This window comes from Trichloromonas sp., from assembly GCF_034006665.1.
Classification (GTDB): domain Bacteria; phylum Desulfobacterota; class Desulfuromonadia; order Desulfuromonadales; family Trichloromonadaceae; genus Trichloromonas.
The window spans coordinates 1-6,921 of record NZ_JAVESI010000081.1; the positions used below are offsets into that span (position 1 = coordinate 1).

The window sequence follows — 6,921 nt, forward strand, 5'->3', positions numbered from 1 at the left end:
TGGGGCAGTACGAGCGGGTGCTGGCCGGACGCTCCATCTGGTATTGTGTCTCCTGCGAAACCTGCACCGCCCGCTGCCCTAACAATGTTGACTTGGCGGCGATCATGGATGCTCTGCGCAAGTGCTCTTGGGATGCCCAGGGGACTTCCAAGGAGTCTTTGGTTCAGCTGGCCAATAGAATCTTTCTGGATAACATCCGCACCTATGGCCGTCAGTATGAGTTGCGCTTGGCGGCGGTCTTCAATCTGCAGAGCGGCAAGTTGCTCAAGGATTTCATGCTCGGCCCAAAACTGTTAAGCAAAGGCAAACTCAAAATGTTTCATCATAAGAACAAGAACATCAAAGAGATCGAAAAGATCTTCCAGCGCATTGAGGAACTGCGCGAGAAAGGAGAGGCGCTGTGACTCCGGGCAAACCTGTATTGAGCTATTCCTACTACCCTGGCTGTTCGCTGCACGCCTCGGCCAAGGAATACGACGAGTCGACCCGGGAACTCTTCCGGGTCTTGAAGATCGGTCTGAAGGAAGTGCCGGATTGGTGTTGCTGCGGTGCCACCCCCGCCCACAATGTGGATGAGCTCCTTTCCCTCGCCCTCTGCGCCAAGAACCTGGTCCTCGCCGAACAGGTCGAGGGGGACGTAGCGGTGGCCTGCGCTTCCTGCTTCTCCCGCCTGAAGACCGCCCAGCATCGTCTGGGGGAGGATGAAGAGAAGCGTCGTCAGGTCGAATATGCCATCGAAAGCCCCTTCGACAAGAGCAAACCGATCAAGCATCTGCTGGAGATTCTCGCCGAGGATTTCGGCTTGGAGCAACTGGCGGCGGCGGTAAAAAAACCGCTGACCGGTCTGAAAGTCGCCTGCTACTACGGCTGTCTGCTGACCCGGCCGCCGGGGGTCCCGGAGCTGGACTGCGTCGAAGCGCCAACCATTATGGAACGGGTGATCGGTGCCGTCGGTGCCGAAACGGTGGAATGGACCCATCGCCTGGAGTGTTGCGGCGCCAACTTCACTCTGTCGCGCCCCGGCGTGGTCATCAAGCTCGCCGGCGACATCCTCGCCTCGGCCCGGGAAGCCGGGGCCGACTGTGTCATGGTCGCTTGCCCTCTATGCCACGGCAATCTCGACATGCGTCAGCAGGAAATCGAGGAGGTCACGGGCCGCCGCTTTGCCCTGCCGATCTTCTACATGACCCAGTTGCTCGGCCTGGCCGCCGGTGTACCGTCCACCCGCCTCGGCCTCGACAGCATGATCGTCGACCCGTTGCCGCTGTTGAAGAAAAAGAACTTACTGTAGGAGGCTGAAGACTGAAGTCCGAAGACTGAAGGGAGAATCTATCGTCTTTTCCTTCAGCCTTCAGCCTTCAGTCTTTAAGCCCCAAAAGGTTTTCCCTATGTCTCGAATCGGCGTTTTTGTTTGCCATTGCGGCGAGAACATCTCCCGAACCGTCGACGTGGAACGGGTGGCCGAGGCGGCTCGCGGCCTCTTCGGCGTCGCTTACGCCACCGACTACAAATACATGTGTTCCGACCCCGGTCAGACCCTGCTGAAGAAAGCGGTGGTCGAACACAACCTCGATGGCGTTGTCGTCGCCGCCTGCTCGCCGCGCATGCACGAAAAGACCTTCCGCAAGGCGGTCCAGTCGGTGGGCTTAAATCCCTACCTCTGCGAAATGGCCAACATCCGCGAGCATTGCTCTTGGGTCCATGAGGATCGGGAGGAAGCCACCGCCAAGGCCATCGACATCGCCACCATGCTGGTGGAGCGGGTCAGGCGCAACAAGCAGCTGGCACCGATCACCGTGCCGGTCACCAAGCGCGCCCTGGTCATCGGCGGCGGCATCGCCGGCATCCAGGCGGCGCTCGACATTGCCGACTGCGGCCATCAGGTCGTACTGGTGGAGCGGGAACCCTCCATCGGCGGGCACATGGCCCAGCTGTCCGAAACCTTCCCGACCCTCGACTGCTCCCAGTGCATTCTGACCCCGAAGATGGTCGACGTCGCCAACCATCCCAACATCACCCTGCACACTTATTCGGAAATCGAGCAGGTGGACGGCTACATCGGCAATTTCGCGGTGAAGATCCGCAAAAAGGCGCGCTCCGTGGACATGAGCAAATGCACCGGCTGCGGCGTCTGCGTGAGCAAATGCCCGCAGAAGAAGATTCCCAACGCCTTCGACCGCAACCTGGGAACACGGTCGGCCATCTATGTCCCCTTCCCCCAGGCGGTACCCAACACCCCGGTGATCGATCGGGAAAACTGCACCTGGTTCCAGTCCGGCAAGTGCGGGGTCTGCGCCAAGGTCTGCGGCCCCGGCGCCATCGACTATACCCAGCAGGATGAATTCATCGTCGAGTCGGTCGGGGCCATCATTGTCGCCACCGGGTTCAAACTCTACGACATTTCCGAAAAGCCCAAGGGCTCGCCGATCAAGGGCTACGGCGAGTTCGGCCACGGCAAGATACCCGACGTCATCGACGGCCTCACCTTCGAACGCCTGGCCTCGGCTTCCGGCCCCACCGGCGGGAAAATCCTGCGCCCCTCCGACGGCAAGGAACCAAAGGCCGTGGTCTTCATCCAGTGCGTCGGCTCCCGCGCGCGGGAGAAGGGGATTTCCTACTGCTCGAAAATCTGCTGTATGTACACCGCCAAGCACACCATGCTCTACAAGCACAAGGTGCATGACGGCCAGGCCTACGTCTTCTTCATGGATGCCCGCACCCCGGGCAAGGGCTACGACGAATTCTGGCGGCGCTCCATCGAGCAGGAAGAAGCGGTCTACATTCGCGGCATGGTCAGCCGCCTCTACCAGAAGGGGGACAAGGTGGTGGTGATGGGGAGCGACATCGCCGTCGGCATCCAGGTGGAGATCGAGGCCGATCTGGTGGTGCTGGCCACGGCGGTGCAGCCCCGTGAGGGAGCCGACCTGCTTGCCCAGAAGCTGGGGATTTCTTACGATCAGTACCACTTCTATTCCGAGGCCCACGCCAAACTGCGCCCGGTGGAGTGCGCCACTGCCGGCATCTACCTGGCCGGAGCCTGTCAGGGGCCGAAGGACATCCCCGACAGCGTCAGCCAAGCCAGCGCGGCGGCGGCCAAAGTGCTGACCCTCTTTTCAAAGGAACAACTGGAGCGGGAGCCGATCGTCGCCACCGTCAACGAACACTTATGCGTCGGCTGCCTTGCCTGCAAGAAGGTCTGCCCCTACGGTGCCGTGGAAGAAAAAGAACTCCGCGACCGCCAGGGCAACCTGCTCAAGACAGTGGCCTGGGTCAATCCCGGCGTCTGCGCCGGTTGCGGCACCTGCCAGGCCACCTGCCCGTCCAAATCCGTCGAACTCGATGGGTATACGGACGAGCAGATCATAGCGCAGATCGAAGCGCTGTAAAAATCATCAGGACACGGATTTCATGGATGAACACGGATAAGGCAAACCCCATCTACATTTGCAAATCCGTGAAAATCAGATTTGATTCGTGTCCCTAAAAAGGTTTTCTCATGCATACCGAAAAACACCATCACGCCTTCGAACCGAAAATCGTCGCCTTCGTCTGCACCTGGTGCACCTACGCCGGGGCCGACCTGGCGGGGACCAGCCGCATGCAGTACCCGCCCAATGTACGGGTGGTCAAGTTTCCCTGCACCGGCCGCATCGACCCGGTCTTCATCCTGCGCGCCTTCCAGAAGGGGGCCGACGGGGTGCTGGTTTCCGGTTGCCATCCCGGCGACTGCCACTACATGGCCGGCAATTTCCACGCCCGCCGGCGCTTCACCGCCTTCCGCGCCCTGCTCGATTTCGTCGGCGTCGACCTCAACCGCATCCAGTTTTCCTGGGTCTCGGCGGCAGAGGGGGGCAAATGGGTGGAGGTGGTGACCGAACTGACCGAACGGGTACGGGCCATGGGGCCGATGCGGGAATTTCGGGAACTGGACATGGAAGAACACTGGTCAGCGCACGTGAACACCCCAGAATTGCAGGCGGTGTACAACGCCATCCCGTAGGAGCAGGCCCCTGTGCCTGCCCGGAATCCGGACACATCGATAAACAAACGGGCGAACCAAGATTCGCCCCGACCAAGGCCTGACGCAATGAACCAAACCGCACAGAATCTTGATTCGGCCCCGCTGGTGGATGAAACCTATTATGCTGCCGTGACCGAGGCGATCCGCGCCGAGGCGGCGCGGCTGCTGACCGATGGCCGTGTCGCCGCCGTCATCGGCTACGTCGCCGGGCGCCGCGCCGGGTCCGCCCTGCCGGCGGTCATCACCACACCGGAACGGGCCGGCGAACTGATCTTCTCCCCCGCCTGCCGCAACAATCTCAGCGTCTATCTGACCAAACCCAAGCAGGATGCGGTGCCCAAGGGAAAACTGGCGATTGTCGTCAAAGGCTGCGACCTGCGCGCCTTGGCCGGACTTTTGGGGGAGTCGCAGATCCGGCGCGAAAACCTTCATATCATCGGCATCGCCTGCGCCGGGGTCTTCGCCGCCAATGTCGATCAAAGCCTGCCGCTGAGCGAAGCGACCATCGCGAAAAAATGTCGGGAATGCACCGTGCACCTGCCCAAAGAGGTCGACTTTATGGCGGGAACCCTGCCGATGCTGCCGCAACTCGCCCCCGTCGAGGCCGAGGAACTGGCCCGGCTGGAAGCCCTGACCCCGGCGGAACGCTGGGCCTTCTGGAAGGAGCAGTTCTCCCGCTGCATCCGCTGCCTCGCCTGCCGCCAGGTCTGCCCTTTCTGCTTCTGCACGCAATGCCTCTGTGACCGCAATCGGCCCCAGACGGTGGAAAACTCGGTGCGCCCCGCGGGCAATCTGAGCTGGCACATCGTCCGCGCCATGCACCTGGCGGGGCGCTGCGCCGGTTGCGCCGAGTGCGAACGGGCCTGCCCCATGGATATCCCTCTCAACCTGCTCAACCGCAAGATGGCCGAGGAATTGAAGGAACGCTTCGATTACGAGGCGGGTCTGAGTCCCCAGGAAAAGGGACCGCTGACCAGTTACCAAGAAGACGACGACGAATCGTTCATCAAATAATCCGTAAGAGTGCAGCATGCTGCACTCTTATCGCCGGGACGACACCATCATGCCCAGAACCATCACCGCACAAAACCTTCAGGCTCTCATCGATGCCCTCATCGCTGCGAACATCCGGGTGGTCGGCCCAAAACGGGTCGACAGCCTGTGCCTCTATGCGCCCCTGGCCAAAGGCGAGGAGCTGGATCTCAGCGAATTGCCGCGCCGCTCGGCCAAGGAAACCTTCCTTCCGCCCGCCGAGGAAATTCTGAGCTTCGAACGGCAAGGGGCAAGTACCAGCGTCCGTTCTCCCGACCTCTCCCGCCTGCCGGCTACGGTGCTGATCGGTGCCCGCCCCTGCGACGCGGCGGCGCCGGGGATCCTCGACGCGGTCTTTTCCTGGGACTATCAGGACGATTTCTTTCTCGAACGGCGGCGCAAGACGACCATCGTCGGCATCGCCTGCACCAAGGCCGACGACGCCTGTTTCTGCACGGCGGTCGGCCTTTCCCCCGACAGCCGGCAAGGCTCCGATCTTTTCCTCACTCCCCTGGAAGGGGACAGCTACGCCGCCGAAGCCTTGACCGACAAGGGGGCGGCCCTGCTGGAACGCCACCCTGAACTGTTTGTCCAAGGTGAAACCGGGCGTCCTCTCCCCCTGGCGGAACCCCGCGCGGCAAAAGTGGACCTGGCAAAGATCAAGACCTGGCTGGACGGCCACTTTGAAAGCCCCTTCTGGGGAGAGATCGCCTCCCACTGCGTCGGCTGCGGCACCTGCGCCTTTCTTTGCCCGACCTGCCATTGCTTCGACATCGTCGACGAGGGAAGCGAAGCCGCGGGCTGCCGACGCAAATTCTGGGATGCCTGCGGCTTCAGCAAGTTCACCCTGCACGCCTCCAGCCATAATCCCCGCAATACCCAGGCTGACCGCTTCCGCAACCGGGTCATGCACAAGTTCAAGTACTATCACGACAAATTCGGGCGCACCTTGTGCACCGGCTGCGGCCGCTGCATCCGCGCCTGCCCGGTCGGCATCGATCTCGTGGCGGTGCTGGAAGACATTAACACTCAAGGATAAAGGTGCGAGGAACGAGGTTCGAGGAAAAGCAGGAAAAGCTTATCCTCGGTTCTCGGTCCTCGTACCTCGGACCTCACGACATGCATTTTCCCGACAAGAACATCTACAAGCCCTGTCTCGCCGTCATTGAGTCGATCATCGACGAGACTCCCGATGTGCGCACCTTTCGTCTGGTCTTTCAGGATGAGCGGGTGCGGGACAGCTTTACCTTCCGCTCCGGCCAGTTCGCCGAATATTCAGCCTTCGGTTACGGCGAGGCGACCTTCTGCATCGCCTCGTCGCCGACCCGCATCGGCGCCATCGAATGCTGCTTCCGCGCCGCCGGGCGGGTCACCGAGGCGCTGCGGCGGCTGGAGGTAGGGGATACCATCGGCGTGCGCGGCCCCTACGGCAACTCCTTCCCCATCGAGGAGTTTTACGGCAAGAACCTGGTCTTCGTCGCCGGCGGTATCGCCCTGCCCCCCCTGCGCACCCTGATCTGGAACTGCCTCGATCAACGGGAGAACTTCGGCGACATCACCATCGTCTACGGTGCGAAGAGCGAAGCGGATCTGGTCTACAAACGGGAACTGGCGGAATGGCAACAGCGCGCCGACGTGCGCCTGGTGAAGACCGTCGATCCCGGCGGCAACGGGCCGGAATGGGACGGTAAGGTCGGCTTCGTGCCGACGGTACTGGAAGAGGCGGCCCCCGCCGCGCAAAACACCATCGCCCTGGTTTGCGGCCCGCCGATCATGATCAAGTTCACCCTGCCGGTGCTGGAGCGCCTCGGCTTCGCCGACGACGCCATCTACACCACCCTGGAAAACCGCATGAAATGCGGCCTCGG

7 protein-coding genes are annotated in these 6,921 nt (G+C 61.7%); all 7 read left to right on the forward strand.

Features of this window, described 5'->3' with window-relative positions:
• A partial coding sequence (locus RBR25_RS17265) for a 4Fe-4S dicluster domain-containing protein (RefSeq protein WP_432820783.1) occupies positions 1-404 on the forward strand: 404 nt, incomplete at its 5' end.
• A complete protein-coding gene (locus RBR25_RS17270) occupies positions 401-1,291 on the forward strand; it encodes a CoB--CoM heterodisulfide reductase iron-sulfur subunit B family protein (protein ID WP_432820784.1) in 891 nt (296 codons plus the stop codon). The genes RBR25_RS17265 and RBR25_RS17270, both read left to right, overlap by 4 nt.
• A 97-nt stretch (positions 1,292-1,388) precedes the next feature.
• Positions 1,389-3,386 carry a 4Fe-4S binding protein gene (locus RBR25_RS17275; protein ID WP_432820785.1) on the forward strand — a complete coding sequence of 666 codons (1,998 nt, stop codon included), beginning with the start codon at positions 1,389-1,391 and terminating at the stop codon, positions 3,384-3,386.
• 110 nt (positions 3,387-3,496) lie between these two features.
• Complete coding sequence (locus RBR25_RS17280; protein WP_432820786.1) at positions 3,497-4,000, forward strand: hydrogenase iron-sulfur subunit; 504 nt, start codon at positions 3,497-3,499, stop codon at positions 3,998-4,000.
• Positions 4,001-4,087: 87 nt separating this feature from the next.
• Positions 4,088-5,035: a Fe-S oxidoreductase gene (locus RBR25_RS17285; protein ID WP_432820787.1), complete on the forward strand. Its 948-nt coding sequence runs from the start codon at positions 4,088-4,090 to the stop codon at positions 5,033-5,035.
• 49 nt (positions 5,036-5,084) lie between these two features.
• Positions 5,085-6,092, forward strand: a complete 1,008-nt coding sequence (locus tag RBR25_RS17290) for a 4Fe-4S dicluster domain-containing protein (protein WP_432820789.1) — start codon at positions 5,085-5,087, stop codon at positions 6,090-6,092.
• A gap of 80 nt (positions 6,093-6,172) precedes the next feature.
• A partial coding sequence (locus RBR25_RS17295) for an FAD/NAD(P)-binding protein (RefSeq protein ID WP_432820788.1) occupies positions 6,173-6,921 on the forward strand: 749 nt, incomplete at its 3' end.